Raw genomic sequence first — 16,271 nt, forward strand, 5'->3', positions numbered from 1 at the left:
TGATTTTGGCTCCACGGGCAGGTCTTGTGAACCTTACCGCAATGTGACTTTAGAGAGAGCGCATATTCTACTGTGTCTTGCTAAAATCAGCTAGATGTAGAATCAGTATTCTGTAACCTAATTCTGCAAGAAGTGATGTGTTTTTTGTTCAAAATCATTTTTTTAATCATTCTCGCTCAAAATAAATTGTTTCATGTTTATTCAATAACATAATAAAACCTGAACTAAGACAAACTATGTCGCACCAAGCTAGTGCTTTTAGCATTTTTTTGGCATGATCAGGCTTTATAGTTTTGAATAATGATAAATGGAACAAATGCGTTGGTTAGAACTGCTGTCTGCAGTTCGTTTAGGTAGTAAAAAAAGCAGTACAGAGCTGGCTCGAAGCCCATTTCATAAAGATTATGACCGCATTATATTTTCACAAAGTTTTCGTCAGTTAAACCGTAAGACCCAAGTTCATCCTTTAGCACAGCATGATGGCATTCATACCCGTTTAACTCACTCGCTTGAAGTTTCCTGTATTGGCCGTTCCATGGGCATGCTGGCAGCCGAAAAAATTAAAGATGAATTGCCTGTCTGGATTTCTCCTGCCGATGTCGGTGCAATTATTCAAGCGGCCTGCCTTGCTCATGACATTGGTAACCCACCCTTCGGTCATGCAGGTGAATATGCAATTCGTGAATGGTTTGACGATGCCTCACATAATGATTTTTTAAAAAAATTAACTCCCGAAGAAGAAGCCGATGTCCGTCAGTTTGAAGGCAACGCCCAAGGATTACGCCTATTAACCCGTATTGACTATCATCCAGATGATGGAGGCATGCGTTTAACTTATGCAACCTTAGGCGCTTATTTAAAATATCCTTGGCTTTCAAAAACAATCGTGTCTCAAGGTGATCGTCCATCCCACCAACGAGCGAAATTTGGTTGTTATCAATCTGAAAAAGAAATTTTAAAACAAATTGCTGAGCAGCTCGGACTTATTCAATTAGGTGAATATCACTACTGCCGTCATCCACTTACCTATTTGTTAGAAGCTGCTGATGATATTTGCTATGCCCTCATCGATTTAGAAGATGGCATTATTCTAAATATGCTGAATTACCAAGAGGTTGAACCGATTTTTCTCAACTTGATTGCAGATTATGGTCAACCTGAAGAGCTATCACTTCCAAGCAGTACATGGCAACAAAAAATTTCGGCATTGCGTGGTCGTGTTATGAAGCGTCTGGTTGATGAAGTCACTACAGCTTTTGCCAAACATCATTATGAAATTATTACTGGTCAGCTCAAAGGTAGTCTTTTACAGTACTGTTCGCCTGATATTGCGGCAGGTATTGAAACAGCCAAAAATCTGGCGCGTGAAAAAATCTTTGAACACCCACAAAAGTCTGGTTTAGAAATTATTGCTCACCAAAGTTTGCAAACTATTCTTGATGCATTTGTTCCCTTAACGATGCCGCATAAATCTTTAAGCTTTAAAGAACAACGCTTGATGTCTATTCTTAATTTGTACGGTGCTCGCTTTAGTAATAACCACTACAGCAATATCATGCAGGTACTCGATATTATCAGTAAGTTTTCAGATCATCAGGCTTATAGCTTGGCTCAAGAGCTACAAGGTAATAAAATCGGCTTGTTTTAAGCTGCCTTAATATAGAAAGAAATACAGCTAGTGTCGTTTTAATACATTTAGAACGACCAGATTTACAGTTATGAATAAGTGAAATTACGCTATGATCGGATGTTTAATTGGCGAAGTGTTTGCCCTAGAAGCCCCAACTGTCTTACTGAATGTAAATGGTGTGGGCTATGAAATTGATACACCACTTTCAACATTTTGCCAATTACAAAAAGGCCAGAAAGTTACGCTATGGACGCATTTGGTCGTCCGTGAAGATGCTCAGCAGCTTTATGGTTTTAGTGATGCTCAAGAGAAAACTATTTTCCGCACCTTACTAAAAGTAAATGGTGTGGGCCCGAAAATGGCATTAGGTATTCTTTCTACGTTAAGTGTTGAATTGCTGGTACACACAATTGAACATGACGATGTGAATACTTTGGTTAAAGTTCCGGGGGTAGGCAAAAAAACAGCTGAACGTTTAATGATTGAACTTCGTGACCGTTTTAAAACTTTGGCACAAGGAACTTCTAGCGCTGCGGCCCTGCCTCAGATTCAATTTGTTTCGAACTCACCTGTTGCAGAAGCAGAAGCAGCCTTACAGTCACTAGGTTATAAACCTCTTGAGGCACAAAAAGCTGTTGCGGCGGTTAAAGCCGATTACACTGAATCAGCCGATATTATTCGTGCTGCACTTAAATCAATGATGAAGTAAACACACCTATGCAAGACCGTCTAATCAGTGGAACAGAAAAACCTGAAGATCATTTTGATCGGGCTATTCGACCGACTTCACTTGCCGATTATATCGGGCAACCAGTCGTACGCGAGCAAATGGAAATTTTCATCGGTGCGGCTCGTGGTCGTGGTGAAGCACTCGATCACACACTGATTTTCGGTCCACCGGGCTTAGGAAAAACCACGCTTGCCAATATTATTGCGCGTGAAATGGGTGGCAATCTCAAATCCACTTCAGGGCCTGTTTTAGAGCGTGCGGGTGATTTGGCTGCAATGCTAACTAACCTTGAAGAAGGCGATGTTTTATTTATTGATGAAATTCACCGTCTTTCACCAGTAATTGAAGAAATTCTGTATCCGGCAATGGAAGATTACCAACTCGATATCATGATTGGTGAAGGCCCTGCTGCTCGTTCAATTAAACTCGATTTACCACCTTTTACGCTCGTTGCTGCGACCACACGTGCCGGCTTACTCACCTCGCCCCTACGTGACCGTTTCGGTATTGTGCAACGTCTTGAATTCTATTCTGTAGAAGACCTAACTCACATCGTGTCACGATCTGCAAACCTCATGGATGTACCCATTACAGTTGAGGGTGCAGAAGAAGTTGCACGCCGTTCACGCGGAACACCGCGTATTGCCAATCGTTTATTACGCCGTGTACGTGACTATGCACAAGTAAAAGGTACAGGCGAAGTTAACCATGAAATGGCACAACGTGCGCTTGATATGCTTAATGTCGATAAAGCTGGTTTAGACACCTTAGACCGACGTTATTTAAGTATGCTGTTAGAACGTTTTGATGGTGGACCTGCTGGTGTTGAAGCCCTTGCAGCTGCTATGGCTGAAGATAGCGGAACACTTGAAGATGTTATTGAACCTTATTTAATTCAGCAAGGTTATGTTATGCGTACTGCACGAGGTCGCATTGCAACCAACCAATCTTATTTGCAGTTTGGCATGACGCCACCTGAGCCTAAAAACTAACCAAAGGAAGAGAATTTTCTCTTCCTTTTTTTATTTAACTATTCTTTTTAACTCAAATAAAAATTGTCTTATCAATAAATTAGCCACTCTATACCTTTTAAGTCTTTCTTTATACCTTATTGATTTTTTAATATTTTTAAAAACTGAATTATAAGAAATCTAGATATTAAATCTTCTGAACAATAATATTTTTAGGATAAGGATATGTACAAAAAAGCTGCTTTAATTTTTCCACTTACCCTAATAAGTCAATTGAGCCTAGCGGATTGGGTAAAAGATGCTACACAACAAAATGAAAATCAGGCCATTCAATTAAGACAACACATCCATGAGTACCCTGAACTAGGCAATATGGAATTTAAAACATCTGCATTGGTTCAAAAAGAATTAAAGTCTTATGGCATTCAAGTCAAAACAGGTTATGCAAAAACAGGGATAATCGGCATTTTAAAAGGGAGTAACCCTGGCCCTATTATTGCGCTTAGAGCAGATATGGATGCGCTACCTATGGAAGAAAAAAGTGGTGTGCCATTTGCCAGTAAACAAAAGGCAATTTATCAAGGTAAAGAAACTTATGTGATGCATGCTTGTGGACACGATGCGCACACTGCAATGTTATTAGGTGCAGCAAAGATATTGGCGGCTAATAAAGATAAAATATCAGGCACTGTAGTTTTTGTATTTCAGCCAGCTGAAGAAGGTGGAGCAGATATAGATAACTTCACGCATGGTGATCAAATCGGCTCAAGAAAAATGATTGCGGATGGTGCATTTAAAGACTACAAACCAGAAGCTATTTTTGGCATGCATGTCATGTCCGGCATGAAAAGCGGACATCTATATTATAAAGATGGTGCTATTTTAAACAGTGCCGATCACTTACGTATTCAAGTTAACGGCAAACAGGTTCATGGCTCTACCCCTTGGTTAGGCAGAGATCCAATTTATGCATCAGCTCAAATGATTAATAATTTACAAAGCCTTATTAGTCGAAGAACCGACCTAACCCAAGGTATGGGCGTTATTAGTATTGGCAATATTCAAGGCGGTACAGCTGGAAATGTGATTCCTGAACAGGTCAATATGATCGGTACTATTCGATCCAATAACGAACAGATCCGAGAAAATATCCTAAAGAGCTTACCAACTCTGGTGGAACATAACGCTCAAGCTAATGATGTAACAGCAAAAGTTGAAATTGCGCCTTATGCTCCAGTAACCATGAATAATAAAGCTCTTACTCAACTTATCCAGCCAACATTAGCCAAAACTGTTGGAGATTCGAATCTTCATGTTTTGGACCATAATGCAAGTGCAAGTGAAGATTTTGCCTATTATGGGAAATTAATGCCCTCTTTCTTCGTTTTCTTAGGAGCAACACCTGAAAATCAGGACTTAAGCCAAGCTGCACCAAATCACAACCCTTCTTTTATAGTAGATGATAAGGCCTTAAAGACAGGAACCGAGCTACATATAAGATTCGTTTTAGATTATCCGAATATCGCTAAACAAGTTCAGGCAGCATGGAAACAGTCGTAACTTAACAATATGTTCACCATAGAGTGTTCCGTTTTAAAGAAGTAAGACAGCAGTCGCGATTGAAAGGTTGTGCCATAGGACTTAGTATGCAATCTGCTAAACTGCCCCGTATTTAAAAGCAGATGTATGACTTTGGATAGAACTGATATTTTATTCAACAGTCATATTTTAAATATAAAGCTCTATAGTGAACTAAAACGGAATACTCTCATGGCGAATCATTTTGAATTCAACATTCGTGTTTATATTGAAGATACGGACGCAGGTGGTATTGTTTACCATGCCAACCACATTCGCTATATGGAACGTACCCGTACAGAATGGCTCCGCGCTGCTGGCGTTGACCATTACTGGCATCAAAAAGACTACAACTTTGTGGTATATAAAATTGACGTAAAATATATGCGTCCTATTTTAATGGATGACTTAATTACTGTTACAGCGCGTGTAGTTTCATGTAAAGCTGCGTCATTTGTGTTGCAACAAAATATTTATCGTGGTGAAATCTTGCTTGCTTCTGGTGAGGTTGAGTTGGCATGTTTAAGTAAAGATCTAATGCCACGTCGTCTTCCAGAAGAAATACGTGATCTTATTCGTAAAGAATTGGAACAAGACTAAAAAAACAACCGGCATATGTAACTATGGCAACAAACATTGAATCAACCCTGCATATTTCTGACCTTATTTTACAAGCAAGTCCAGTCGTCCAGTTGGTCATGCTGATTTTATTATTAGCATCAATTTTTAGTTGGTACCTGATTGCCAAGTTACATATGAGTTATAAAAAAGCACGCCAAGATGATGAACATTTCCAAAAAATGTTCTGGTCTGGTGCTGAACTCAATACGCTTTACAACAACGCACAACTCAATTCAAAACGCTCAGGCCTTGAAGATATCTTTTATCAAGGATTGAGTGAGTTTTTTAAACTCAAAAAACGCCAAGCTCCTACCTCACAAATGATCGAAGGAACAGAACGTATTTTACGTGTCGGTTTAAGTCGTGATCAGGGTAGTCTTGAATATGGTTTAGGTACTTTAGCAAGTATCGGTTCGGTTGCCCCATATATCGGTTTATTCGGTACTGTTTGGGGAATCATGAATGCTTTTATTGGTTTGGCTGCTGTTGACCAAGTGACGTTAGCGACAGTTGCGCCAGGTATTGCCGAGGCCCTTATTGCAACTGCAATTGGTCTATTTGCTGCAATTCCTGCGGTATTGGCTTTTAACCACTTTACGGCTAAAAGCGAAAGTGTCTACTCTGATCGTGCATTATTTGCCGAAGAGATGATTGCTTTATTGCAACGTCAATCTGTGGGTTCGTCACAGGAAGATGTATAATGGCCATTCAACGTTCAGGGCGCTTTGAGCGCATAAAAAAACCATTAAAAAGTGACATGAACGTCGTGCCTTATATCGATGTGATGCTGGTACTTTTAGTGATTTTCATGGTGACTGCTCCCATGATTACCAGTGGTATTAAAGTCGATTTACCTCAGGCAAATAATCATCCAATTGAATCAAAAGATATGCCAGCCATGGTCACGATTGGTAAAGATGGCAATATTTACCTTCAATATGAAGATTACAAAGATAATGAGCCACTTTCTCTTGAAAAACTTGAGTCTGTTTTAAGTGAAGCACAAAAACAAGCTGAGCAGGAAAATAAACAACTTACAGTTTTAGTGAATGGTGATAAGACTCGCCCTTATGGAGAAGTCGTATCATTGATGGCAAGTTTACAAGAAGCAGGTTTAACTCAAGTTGGCCTTCTGACAGAGCCTTTAAAATAAGCTATGAATAAAAATCAAAAGCCTCCTTTTAAACAAAATGCAATAGCATTGAGCTTCACCCTTGGAGTTCATGCAATTGCCATTGTTGGCTTGCTTTTTTTAGGCTTGAGTAAACCACCTGAACAACCCAAAAAGCTGACCACTGTTTTAGTTAAACCAGAAGATTTACCACCACCTTTGGCAAAAGAAGTTGAGCAACCAACCGTAGCAGAAAATCAGGCTGAAGAAGTTCTAAGCCCGATTGTGGATGAAACTCTTCCTCAAAATCTTCCAGCTACCCCTCCTCCTCCAACAGCACAACAACTTGCTGCTCAAAAGCAAAAAGCTGAGCAGGCACAACAAGCAAAATTAGCTGAGGAAAAGCGTAAAGCTGAAGAAGCTGCTAAAACAAAGCAAGCTGCAGAGCAACAACGTTTAGAGGAAGCACAAAAGCAACAGGCCGAAGCTAAGCGTCAAGCGGAGGCTAAAGCGAGAGCTGAAGCTGAACAAAAACGAAAAGCCGAACAAAATGCAAAAGCTGAGGCCGATGCGAAAGCTAGACAAAAAGCAACTGAGGAAGCTAAACGTAAAGCTGAGACTGAAGCAAGACTAAAACGTGAAGCTCAAAAAGCTGAAAACGCTAAACTTCAAGCACAACAAGAAGCTAAACGAAAAGCCGAAGCAGATGCTAAAGCCAAACAACAAAAAGCAGCTGAAGATGCCAAACGCAAAGCTGAAGCAGATGCTAAGGCTAAGCAACAAGCAGCTGATAACGCGAAACGTAAAGCCGAGGCCGATGCGAAAGCTAAACAGCAAAAAGCAGCTGAAGATGCTAAACGTAAAGCTGAGGCTGATGCAAAAGCCAAGCAGCAAAAAGCAGCTGAAGATGCTAAGCGCAAAGCTGAGGCCGATGCGAAAGCTAAACAGCAAAAAGCAGCTGAAGATGCTAAACGCAAAGCCGAGGCCGATGCGAAAGCTAAACAGCAAAAAGCAGCAGAAGACGCTAAACGCAAAGCTGAGGCTGATGCAAAAGCCAAACAACAAAAAGCAGCAGAAGATGCTAGACGTAAAGCCGAAATTGAGGCCGAAGAAAAAGCTGCATCTGCTAAAAAAGCTCAAGAAGAAGCTGCCCAGAAAAAAGGTGAAGCTAAAAAAATTGCATCTTCGGCTAAACGTGATTTTGAGCAGAAAATTCGTCGTGCTTGGGATGTTCCTACAGGAAGCAGTGGTAAAACTGTTAGCGTTAGATTTACCCTGTCTGACTCAGGTAGTGTTAGCTCGATTGTTATTACACGGTCAAGTGGAGATGATGCATTGGATGCAAGTATCAAAGCTGCAATTCAGGCATCTGCTCCCTACCCAATGCCATCGGATCCTGATGCAAGACGAGAAGCGCGAAGCGTTACCTCTACTTTCAGAGCACAATAATTTTGTAAGAGTTACATGCTTTAAATAGTTTGAAGCATGTAACTATGCTACAAAATCACCAGTCACAAAAATACCTTCAATGACTTTAAACCTATGAAAACGAGCCGCAAACACCTTCTAGCCTTAACGCTACTTACAGCATTAAGTCCTCTTGCACCAACAGCTGCCTTTGCTCAATTACATTTAGAGATTGCAAAAGCACCTGATCAGGCGCCTAAAATCGCTATTGTGCCTTTTAATAACGACAATGGACTTTATCCTATTGTTGAAACTGACTTGAACCGCTCAGGACGTTTCACAAGTTCATCAAAAAATTTACCTGCGAATGCCGCTATTAACCAGATTCAAGCATCTGATTGGCAAGCTGCGGGTATTCCTTATGTTGTTACTGGACAAATTAAGCAAACAGCTGACGGGTTTGAAGTCCATTACCAACTTTATGATGTACAAAAACAGCAATATCTTCTGAATGAATTGTTAAATGTTCCTGCTTCACGCATACGTCAAGCAGGACATATGGTAAGTGACGCTATTTATCAGGCCTTAACCGGAATTCCAGGTGATTTTAGTGGCCGTATCGCTTATGTATTACGTAATCCTGCCACTCCTGCTGAACGTTACACCTTACAAATCGCTGATACAGATGGTGAACAACCAAAAACTGTTCTCTCTTCACGTGACCCGATTTTGTCTCCGGCATGGACTCCTGACGCTAAAAAAATTGCTTATGTTTCTTTTGAAACTAAACGTCCAGCCATTTATTTACAAGATCTCTCTACTGGAACACGTGAAGTACTTACGAGTTTTAAAGGCTTAAATGGTGCACCAAGCTTTTCACCAGATGGCAAATCAATGCTATTTACAGCATCGATGAATGGTAACCCTGAAATTTATCAAATGGATTTATCAACTCGCCAAGTCAAACGCATGACAAATGACTCGGGAATTGATACTGAAGCGCGTTACACACCAGATGGAAAAGCTTTTATTTTTACATCTGACCGTGGAGGCTCGCCTCAAATTTATCGCTATGATTTTGGGAATGGCTCAGTAAAACGCTTAACATTTAAAGGGTCATTTAATGCTCGTGGCACTTTAAGTGCAGATGGTAAAAAAATTGCACTCGTGCATCGACCAAGTGGTAGTAACTATAAAGTTGCGATCCAAGATATTAATACAGGCATTGTCAATATTCTTACCCCAACCAGTTTAGATGAATCACCAAGTTTCTCACCAAATGGGCAAATGGTGGTTTATGCAACTCGTGAAGGGAACCGTGGTTTACTGTCTATCATGTCCACTGATGGTCGTTTCCGTATGAATTTACCGAGTGAGCAAGGTGAAGTACGTGAACCAGCCTGGGCACCTAAATAACTTTTTATTCCATTGATGGAGATGATGATGAAATCAATTAAATATTTGGCCTTTCCTCTACTTAGTGCAGCACTTGTCATGACAGGTTGTGCAAGTCGTAAGCCAGCAACAACGGCAACTACAGGTACAACTAACCCAAGCACAGTAAATACGACAGGCTTAAGTGAAGATGCTGCATTAAATGCTCAAAATCTAGCAGGTGCTTCTTCAAAAGGTGTAACTGAGGCAAACAAGGCTGCCCTAGCGAAACGCGTCGTTCACTTCGATTATGACAGTAGTGATTTATCTACTGAAGATTACCAAACACTTCAGGCTCATGCTCAGTTCCTCATGGCAAATGCAAACTCAAAAGTTGCATTAACTGGTCATACAGATGAGCGCGGTACACGCGAATACAACATGGCCTTGGGTGAGCGTCGTGCAAAAGCAGTTCAGAATTATCTTATTACCAGTGGTGTAAATCCTCAGCAACTTGAAGCTGTAAGTTATGGTAAAGAAGCGCCTGTTAATCCTGGCCATGATGAATCAGCATGGAAAGAAAACCGCCGTGTTGAAATTAACTATGAAGCGGTTCCTCCTCTATTAAAATAAAACTTCCAAAAAAATAAACGCCCACATATGGGCGTTTATTTTTACATTCTTACTTTAAGAGGATTTGTTTTGCTCTTCTTCTGAATGTTGCATTGACTCAATCAAATCATGCTTATTAAAAGCTTTATATTCAGGTTTTGCCTCATAATCTTTCCAAGCTTCCTGAACACTTTCTTTCGAAATTTCTTCTAAATTGATTGGTTCACCTGCTGTTGGGGTCGCATCAAACTTCTTAGTTGTCATTTCGATTCTCCTAAATCTACATTCCTTTGTTATGCAAACAACATACCACGTAAAATGGGGCTTGTAAGCATAAATGCAACACAAATAAAGTAAGATAATTTTTATTTTCCGGCATTCTCATCTAGAATATGCCACGTATTTATCTGACTCATTTTGATGCTTGCGCACAGGAGCGTTTTTTTATGTCCAACCTCACATTGTCCCAATTTTTACAACAAGAAAAAGGGAATCTTACACCTGAGTTGGCTCAAGTCATCGACACAATTGCTGCGACTTGTAAAACCATTGATCAAGCCTTACAAAAAGGTGCCTTGGCTGGAATTTTGGGTAGCGCAGGTAACGAAAATGTTCAAGGTGAAACACAGAAAAAACTTGATGTGATTTCTAATGACTATTTAATCGATGCTTTAAAAGTCCATCCTCACGTCGGTGGTCTTGCATCTGAAGAACTTGATGATTTTACACCAGCACAAGAAAACGGCGAATACTTGGTTCTATTTGATCCATTAGATGGTTCAAGCAACATTGATATCAACATGTGTGTCGGAACAATCTTCTCGATTCTTCCTGCCAAAAATGCGGTTACACAAGCACAAGATTTCATGCAGGCAGGCACTCAACAAGTTGCTGCTGGCTATGTGTTATATGGCCCATCAACTATGATGGCTTTAACAGTTGGAAACGGTGTAGCTTTCTTTACGTTAGATCCAGAAACTCAAACATTCTTACTTACTACAGAGAATGTTCAAGTATCAGCAGATACTCAAGAATTTGCTATTAATGCATCTAACCAACGCCATTGGGAACAACCAGTAAAACAATATATTGAAGAGTTACTTGCAGGTAAAACATCTGTACGTGAAAAAGACTTCAATATGCGTTGGGTCGCATGTATGGTGGGTGATGTTCACCGTATTTTATGCCGTGGCGGTATTTTCCTTTATCCATATGACTTGAAAGACCCGAAAAAAGCTGGTCGTTTACGTTTAATGTATGAAGCTAACCCAATGAGTATGCTCATTGAACAAGCAGGCGGCGCATCAACTACTGGCCGTGTACGCATTCTAGAGATTGAACCTACAGAACTTCATCAACGTGTTCCTGTAATTATCGGTTCTAAGAATGAAGTTGAACGCGTAACAAGCTATCATTAATAATTTAAATTACACAGGGCGTCATAGTATGATGACGCCCTTTTGGATATTTCCTTATGGCGGTTATTTTTTTAGAATCAAAAGACAATGCAAAAATTAAGCATTTGCGTGGTTTAATTGAACTCAATAGCGCCCGAAAAAAGCATCAACAAACAGTTCTTGAAGGTACCCACCTTTGTCTAGCTTGGTTACAACAACAGAAAAAACTCTTTTCATTGTTTACGACTGAACAAGCCTTAGAACATCCCGATTTAAAGAAAATCATTGAACTTCACCAAGGTCATGTCTTTATTATTAGCGAAGTTTTATATAAAGACTTAAGTACTTTAGGTAATACTCTTCCTTGCTTGGCTATTATCGATTTACCGAAAACCGCATCAACCATTGACTATAGCGTAGATACGTTAATTCTAGAAAATGTACAAGATCCAGGTAACGTAGGTACATTGTTACGTTCAGCGGCAGCAGCAAATATAAAACAGATTATTTGCACACAAGGTTCTGCCTCACTTTGGTCTCCACGAGTTTTAAGAGCAGGTATGGGGGCACATTTTAGCCTGTCTTGTTTTGAAAACTTTCAATTGACCGATATTCTTCCTAAATTCGATATTCCTGTTTTCGTTACGAGCTCTCATCGTTCGACTAGTCTTTATTCAAAAGACCTTTCAAAACCATGTGTTTGGATTTTAGGCAATGAAGGACAAGGTGCAAGTGATTATGCTTTAGAACATGCACAATCAGTGACTATACCGCAGCCAGGTGGTCAAGAGTCATTAAATGTAGCAATTGCAGGATCAATTTGTTTTTTTGAAATGGTTCGCCAACGCCAATAAAACGTTAATTTATTTTACATCGCTCATATTTGTGAAAAAAATCATTTACACTACTAAAAAATAGCCGATTGTTGTCAACCTCCCACCTCTTTTCAACGTTATATAAGAGATATATTGAAGATAAGGTGGGTACGTCCAATGACAGGATTTTCCATCTCCATGGATTTAGCACCGAAAAAGTCTCGATCGGAAGCATCTAGTGCTCATGCCAGCACGGCTGAGCAACGCCTAAAGGTTTTCATGCAAGATGTTACTGGTCGTGCTTTAGTGATGATGGAAAGTGCTACCCAAGGTCAACAAGGCATTGCTATGGACTTGGTTCAAGAAGCATTTATTGCTTTACACAAGTCTTACGCCGATCGAAGTACTGAAGAATGGTATCCCCTATTTTATACTATTCTAAATAATAAACTTCAGGATTGGCGCCGCAAAGAAGCACGTCGGGCAAACCCATTTTCATTCTTCAAAAAAGTTAGTCTAGACAATGATGATGAAGAAATCATTGATATTGTCGATGAAAAAGCAATCAATCCAGCAGATTTTCTAGATCAAGCAGTGACCATAGAAGAGATCCAGGAAGCGATTGCAAAACTACCTGTTCGTCAACAACAAGCTTTTATGTTACGTGCGTGGGAAGGTTTTGATACCCATACTACAGCGCAAATTATGAACTGTACCGAAGGTAGTGTAAAAACCCATTATCATCGAGCAATTCAGGGACTTAGAGAGTATTTAGCGCATTTAAATCCCATGGGAGGTTCCAATGAATCATGATGATTTCACTAAAAAGGTGACATCCAAACTCGATAGTTTGGCCCATCACCATAAAAATAAAACAGTGGTGATGAATCATGTGCTTGACCATATCCAACAAAAACCAGCCTCTTATTATAGTGTCTGGAAAATGACTGGTTTTGCACTTGCAGCAGCGATTACTGGTTTTGTTATTTTACCAAATTCAGTAGATATGCTTGATAAGCCACAAAATCAAGTCGTTGTAAATCCTAAATTATCGCCACAAATGGTAGAAGATTTAGAAATGCTCATGGTGTTGGGTGAGGATAAAGTTCAACATGGTAGCTAAAAAGTTAGCACTTATCCTTTGTTCATTAAGTTTCTTGCAAACAAGTTTTGCAGGTTTCGAACGTTTCTGGATTTTTTCGAAAGATGCCAATACGCAAGTAGATGATACTTGGAATGCTCTATCTGAAGAAGAGCAACGAGCTGTAATTAAACGTTATCAAAGCTTAAAGGAATTACCATCCAACCAAAGTGCTAACTTGCAACAACGTATGGATTGGTTTAACCAGCTTCCAGATGCAGAAAAGCAAAAAATGCGTGAAGCCTGGCAAAAAATGAGTACACAAGAGCGTAATGATTTACGTCAACGGATGCTCAAAGCAAGTGCTGATGAAAGAACTGCTATACGCGAAGAATATATAAATAAATATTTAGAGCACTAAAAACCGTATTTAATATTTATCTTTTTTTGAAAATAAAAAGTTACTAACAAATAAAAAAGCCTCCTAGTGGAGGCTTTTTTATTTTTCTCATCACTTACGATAACGTCTATAAGCAATTAAACTTAGTAGCGATACGATAGAAAGAATTCCAATACTTCCGCCACCTCCACCGCCACGTGAATCATCAGTTGTGGTTGCTGTACTTACCAACTTAATAGTACCCTCATTTGAGATTTTACCATCAGCATCATATACATAATAAGTTAAGGTATCGTTGAAGGTATTAAATACATTACTAGCTTGAATATAAATATTACCACCATAACAGATATTACCACTATCTTCTTTAGGACATGGGCCTTCACGATCTGCTTTAACTACCTTAAAAATACCATCCGTTGAAGTTTTATTTGGTATATAAATTGGTAACTCCACACCTTGATTATTTATCCAAAATTGAGATTTATTGGATTTTGTCTTAAGAGTATTAGTAGGTCCATCCCCTTCATCATTCGCAAATTGTAATAGATTTAAAGGAATGATCTCATTTGCTAAATATTTAAAAGTTACAGTACCCTCACCAGCTACTGGTGGAATATTATCAAATCGAGCTTCTAATAAACCAGATGTTTGCGTAATTCCATCCTTACTACTAATTGTATATTTACAATAGTTGTAATCACCAGCTTGGGTAATAATATCATCTGAACGATAGAAGATTATTTGTTGGAGAGCAGGATTCCATTCACAAAACAATCCATCGTCTTTTTTAATGCTTGTAGTTTTATCATCAATCAATCCTGTGCCAACAACTTCAAGGTTAATATTATAATCAGTAGCATTAAAGAACTTTAATAAATGGTTACTATCTTCATTCGGCAAAGGTAAGCCATTAGCTTTCAAATCTATATAGATAGCTCTGTATTTTGCATTTGCTTTGGTTTGATCAAAAAGATTTTTATAATTTGCAGAATCGATTTTTAATACATTTAATAAATATGCATAATCTGGATTTAATATATTTTTCTGAACCGTATCATATTGGGATTGATATTTTGCAAGTAGATCTGTAAGGGAAGTATTCCCTAAACCTTTTATATCACCAGCAGTCAGTTTCATTAGTTCAATTGAACCAATATCACAACTATTACGGTTATTTGGTTGATAGTAGAGCTTACTATCAGCAAGTCGTGATAGGCCTCGTTGATCTATAGAAGTACATGTATCTCTACCTTCTGGGTCTACATCTACTAAATTCTTACCACCAATATTATTCTTTGGATAGTAAATTGGTAAAAAGCCAGTTTCTGGGGCAGATGAATGTAAAGGTTCAAGCAATAAATTAAAAGCCTGTCCCGCTATATCAACCGTTCGATGCGTAGATGTAAGAGCTTCCGCCGGCAAATCACATTTTCCAGCATCATTCGTTAAATTTAATGCATTAAAGGATAGTATGAAACCAGCATTTTTTAAATCAGTGGCCGGTCCTATAAAATAATGACACGCATAAATTCCAGAATTATAACCAATTAAGTTAAATCTTAATTCTTTACTTCCTAATGTGTCATATAAAAACGTGGTATAAGCATTATTTTCAACAATAGTATTATTCTTTAAGGTTAAACTACTGTTAGAACTAAGTATGGTCGAAGGATTAGGTGTCCCGTTAGGAGTAGCATCACCAGTAAATTTCAAAATGCTACCATTGACTGTATTTGCAATATTTCGAGCAATTGTATTAATTGTAAAGGTTGCTTTCGGCTCTCCACAGAACTCAAAAGTATTATTGGAACTATTTGAACCATTATTCATAATACTAGAAGAGGTAAATGTTACTTCCCGTTTTGCATAGGCTGTACCATTCCAACAACTCATTGAAAGTACACTTCCTGCTGTTGCAGTATTACCTTGAATCAAAGAGTGAGTTGCAGATAAATTAACATTATCGCCACCGAGGAAAATGGCACCGCCTTTAGATGCTTGTGAATTCAAAATTTGGCTATTTAATAAGGTAACATTACCACCTGCATAAATAGCGCCACCAAAATCTGGAGCTGAACCATTTTCCAAAATAATGTTTTGAAGGAATAAGGGTTGTTTATTTACTGCCGTATTAAAGATACGTGATTTACCAGCAGCATTAATTCTCGTCTGTAACGGTTGTAATGCTGGATAATCATTGGTTAAAACACTCTTCTCTGACCAATTTTTATCTTGATCTTTTTCACCAAATCCATAAATCGCTATATCTGCATTTGGAGCTAGTTCTTTATTTAAGTTATAAGTTCCTGCTTTTAGCTGGATGACCTGACTTTTAGAAGTGTTATAAACTGTACATCCGTAATCAGATCTTCGTGTTTCAGCAACTTTTATCGCCTCCCTTAACGAACAAGCATTAGGGTTTTCACCATCTTCATCTGCAAAAGTTGTTACTTCGATTCTTTGATTTGCTGTATCGGCAAAAAGAGGCATAGCCGCTAGTACAGCTAATGCTAATACTGCTTTTTTATAATTTTTCATAGT

The 16,271-nt window shown here is 38.9% G+C and carries 17 protein-coding genes; 15 read left to right on the forward strand and 2 right to left on the reverse strand.

The annotated features are described in order from the left end of the window. Positions 1–307: 307 nt before the first annotated feature. The 10 genes from MKL36_RS10225 to pal all read left to right on the forward strand — a co-directional run bounded on the left by MKL36_RS10225 (position 308) and on the right by pal (position 10,055). A complete protein-coding gene (locus MKL36_RS10225) occupies positions 308–1,648 on the forward strand; it encodes a deoxyguanosinetriphosphate triphosphohydrolase (protein WP_021511072.1) in 1,341 nt (446 codons plus the stop codon). A 91-nt stretch (positions 1,649–1,739) separates the two neighbouring features. Further along, entirely contained in the window at positions 1,740–2,339 is a 600-nt protein-coding gene (gene ruvA / locus MKL36_RS10230; RefSeq protein ID WP_000578663.1) for a Holliday junction branch migration protein RuvA, read from the forward strand. Between the two features lie 8 nt (positions 2,340–2,347). Next, on the forward strand, positions 2,348–3,352 hold the full coding sequence (gene ruvB, locus MKL36_RS10235) for a Holliday junction branch migration DNA helicase RuvB (protein ID WP_001154002.1): 1,005 nt from the start codon (positions 2,348–2,350) through the stop codon (positions 3,350–3,352). Positions 3,353–3,556: 204 nt separating this feature from the next. Further along, positions 3,557–4,891 carry a M20 family metallopeptidase gene (locus MKL36_RS10240; protein WP_021511073.1) on the forward strand — a complete coding sequence of 445 codons (1,335 nt, stop codon included), beginning with the start codon at positions 3,557–3,559 and terminating at the stop codon, positions 4,889–4,891. A 210-nt stretch (positions 4,892–5,101) separates the two neighbouring features. Further along, the gene (gene ybgC, locus MKL36_RS10245) at positions 5,102–5,509 is read left to right on the forward strand and encodes a tol-pal system-associated acyl-CoA thioesterase (protein WP_001273591.1); all 408 of its coding nucleotides are present in this window, start codon (positions 5,102–5,104) and stop codon (positions 5,507–5,509) included. 23 nt (positions 5,510–5,532) lie between these two features. After that, the gene (gene tolQ / locus MKL36_RS10250) at positions 5,533–6,231 is read left to right on the forward strand and encodes a protein TolQ (protein ID WP_002058761.1); all 699 of its coding nucleotides are present in this window, start codon (positions 5,533–5,535) and stop codon (positions 6,229–6,231) included. Beyond that, positions 6,231–6,683, forward strand: a complete 453-nt coding sequence (tolR, locus tag MKL36_RS10255) for a protein TolR (protein ID WP_001007562.1) — start codon at positions 6,231–6,233, stop codon at positions 6,681–6,683. The genes tolQ and tolR overlap by 1 nt, the downstream gene beginning before the upstream one ends. Before the next feature lie 3 nt (positions 6,684–6,686). Next, positions 6,687–8,090, forward strand: coding sequence for a cell envelope integrity protein TolA (tolA, locus tag MKL36_RS10260; RefSeq protein WP_021511074.1), 1,404 nt, complete (start codon positions 6,687–6,689; stop codon positions 8,088–8,090). Between the two features lie 93 nt (positions 8,091–8,183). Continuing rightward, positions 8,184–9,464, forward strand: coding sequence for a Tol-Pal system beta propeller repeat protein TolB (tolB, locus tag MKL36_RS10265; RefSeq protein ID WP_000858386.1), 1,281 nt, complete (start codon positions 8,184–8,186; stop codon positions 9,462–9,464). Positions 9,465–9,491: 27 nt separating this feature from the next. Continuing rightward, entirely contained in the window at positions 9,492–10,055 is a 564-nt protein-coding gene (gene pal / locus MKL36_RS10270) for a peptidoglycan-associated lipoprotein Pal (protein ID WP_000836015.1), read from the forward strand. A gap of 54 nt (positions 10,056–10,109) precedes the next feature. Here the strand turns inward: pal and MKL36_RS10275 are convergent, their stop codons facing one another. Next, a complete protein-coding gene (locus MKL36_RS10275) occupies positions 10,110–10,298 on the reverse strand; it encodes an NF038105 family protein (protein WP_000208542.1) in 189 nt (62 codons plus the stop codon). Between the two features lie 182 nt (positions 10,299–10,480). Between MKL36_RS10275 and MKL36_RS10280 the strand changes: the two genes are divergently transcribed. The 5 genes from MKL36_RS10280 (at position 10,481) to MKL36_RS10300 (ending at position 13,748) form a co-directional block, all read left to right on the forward strand. After that, a complete protein-coding gene (locus MKL36_RS10280; RefSeq protein WP_000067971.1) occupies positions 10,481–11,452 on the forward strand; it encodes a class 1 fructose-bisphosphatase in 972 nt (323 codons plus the stop codon). Between the two features lie 56 nt (positions 11,453–11,508). Further along, positions 11,509–12,285, forward strand: coding sequence for a TrmH family RNA methyltransferase (locus MKL36_RS10285; protein WP_000268346.1), 777 nt, complete (start codon positions 11,509–11,511; stop codon positions 12,283–12,285). Between the two features lie 159 nt (positions 12,286–12,444). Beyond that, entirely contained in the window at positions 12,445–13,059 is a 615-nt protein-coding gene (locus MKL36_RS10290; RefSeq protein ID WP_000362312.1) for an RNA polymerase sigma factor, read from the forward strand. After that, positions 13,049–13,369 carry a hypothetical protein gene (locus MKL36_RS10295; protein ID WP_001015075.1) on the forward strand — a complete coding sequence of 107 codons (321 nt, stop codon included), beginning with the start codon at positions 13,049–13,051 and terminating at the stop codon, positions 13,367–13,369. The genes MKL36_RS10290 and MKL36_RS10295 overlap by 11 nt, the downstream gene beginning before the upstream one ends. Then, positions 13,359–13,748 carry a DUF3106 domain-containing protein gene (locus tag MKL36_RS10300; RefSeq protein WP_000225917.1) on the forward strand — a complete coding sequence of 130 codons (390 nt, stop codon included), beginning with the start codon at positions 13,359–13,361 and terminating at the stop codon, positions 13,746–13,748. The genes MKL36_RS10295 and MKL36_RS10300 overlap by 11 nt, the downstream gene beginning before the upstream one ends. Positions 13,749–13,838: 90 nt before the next feature. Here MKL36_RS10300 and MKL36_RS10305 read toward each other — a convergent pair whose 3' ends face one another. Then, on the reverse strand, positions 13,839–16,268 hold the full coding sequence (locus MKL36_RS10305) for a CSLREA domain-containing protein (protein ID WP_021511075.1): 2,430 nt from the start codon (positions 16,266–16,268) through the stop codon (positions 13,839–13,841). Between the last annotated feature and the right edge of the window lie 3 nt (positions 16,269–16,271).

The sequence above is a fragment of the Acinetobacter sp. AOR12_HL genome (assembly GCF_027855275.1).
GTDB lineage: Bacteria > Pseudomonadota > Gammaproteobacteria > Pseudomonadales > Moraxellaceae > Acinetobacter > Acinetobacter baumannii.